Origin of the sequence: Streptomyces lonarensis, assembly GCF_012033735.1 — a bacterium.
In the GTDB taxonomy this organism is placed as follows: Bacteria; Actinomycetota; Actinomycetes; order Streptomycetales; family Streptomycetaceae; genus Streptomyces; species Streptomyces lonarensis.
In genome coordinates this window covers 1-1,681 of record NZ_JAAVJD010000446.1, presented here as the reverse complement: position 1 = coordinate 1,681, position 1,681 = coordinate 1, and the positions used below count along the sequence as shown (strand labels likewise).

Annotated in this window: 1 protein-coding gene; it reads left to right on the top strand. The window is 78.6% G+C overall.

The window, feature by feature from the left end:
* A partial coding sequence (locus HCN56_RS25430; RefSeq protein WP_245247032.1) for an O-antigen ligase family protein occupies window positions 1-1,681 on the top strand: 1,681 nt, incomplete at both ends.

The window sequence follows — 1,681 nt, the reverse complement described above, 5'->3', positions numbered from 1 at the left end:
GGCGGGAGGCGGCCGGCTGGTCGCCGCCGACGTCGCGTCGCTGCTCCTCGTGGCCGCGGCGGTCGTCGCGCTGGTGCGCGGGCGCCGCCCGGCGCTCGGGGCGCCGGGGGTGGCCGTCTTCGCCGCTGCGGTGCTGGCGCTCGGCGTCGTCCACCTGGCCTCCACGGGGCACCCCGCGGCGCTGGTCGGCTGGGTGCGGTACCTCCAGGTCTTCGTGCTGGTCCCGTTGGCGGTGGTGGTGCTGGTCCGGGACCGGCGGGACGTCCGCGCGGTCGCCGGGGCGTTCCTCGCCCTCGCAGTGGTGCAGGGCTCGCTCGGGATCGTGCAGTACGCGACCGGCACCGGCGCCTCCTACATGGGGGAGGACATCCGCGCCGTCGGCACTTTCGGCCCCCTCAACGTGATGGGCATGTCGACCGTCGTCTGCTTCGGCCTGCTCGTGGCCGTCTGCGCTGCGCTGTCGCCGCCACCCGGCGCCCCGCGCTGGTGGCGGCCGGCGGCCGTCTGCTGCGCCGGTTGGCTGCTGCTCGCGTTGGCGGTGTCGTTCAGCCGGGGCGCGTGGATCGCCGCGGCGGTCGCCTGCGCCGCCGTCGTCCTCCTTTCCGGCGCCCTCACCCGGCGTGCGGTGACGGCGCTCTGCGCCCTGGCACTCCTGGCGGGCGGCACGGCCGTCACGCTCTCCGATCAGCTCGCCGACCGGCTCACCAGCATCGGCCAGGTGACCGGCACCCCCGACCAGTCGGTGGTGGACCGGTACGCGATGTGGGACGCGGCGCGGTCGATGTGGCGGGAGGAGCCCTGGACCGGCGTCGGACTCAAGGGGTTCCCCGAGCACCGCGACGTCCACGCCTCGGTGGCGCTGTCGGCGGGGAGCGACACCGCGGGCGCCGGTGCCGAGTTCCAGCGGCAGGCGCTGGAGTCCCCCCACAACATGTACCTGCTGGTCCTCGGTGAACAGGGGCTGGTCGGCGCCACCGCGCTGATCGGCGGCTGGGCGGTGCTGCTGGCCGGCTGTCTGCTGCGGGTCCGTGCCGCCCGGCGGACGGCCCGCGAGGGGACGGCCGGCAGCGCGCGGTGCGGGCTGCTCGGCGGCGTCGGGCCGCTGGGCCTCCTCACGCCCCGGCCGGGCGTGCCGGACGTCGGGCTGCTCGCCACGGGGCTGATGATCTGGCTGGCCGTCACCTTCGTCTTCGCGGACATCGGCGGCCCCACCACCGTGGCGACCGCCGTGGTGCTGGGCCTGGTCGCCTGGTGGGCGGTGGGCAGCCCCTCCCCGCTGACAGCGGAGGCGGCGCCCGGTGGTGCGGCGCCCGCGCCGGGCCCGCAGGGCGGCGACACCACGCCGGGCACCGGACCACGAGCGGCCGACCCCGCGCCCGCGACGGCCGACGGCACGCAGCACGGCCCGGCAGAGAGCGCAGCGGCGGACGCCGCTCCGGCGGACACCCCCGCGGCAGCCGCCGGGGTGGGCCCCGGCGCGGGCACCGCGACGGACGCCGGTGCGGACACCGCGACGGACGGCGGCGCGGACGGCGACGTGGGCACCGCCCCGGACGGCGACGCGGGCACGGCCTCGGACGGGGACGCGGCTGCCGGCTCGGACGGCGCCGCGGTCGGCGCGACGGGAAGCGTCGCGGGCACCGCCACCGGCGACGTCGCGGACGCCGGCGCGGACGGGGAG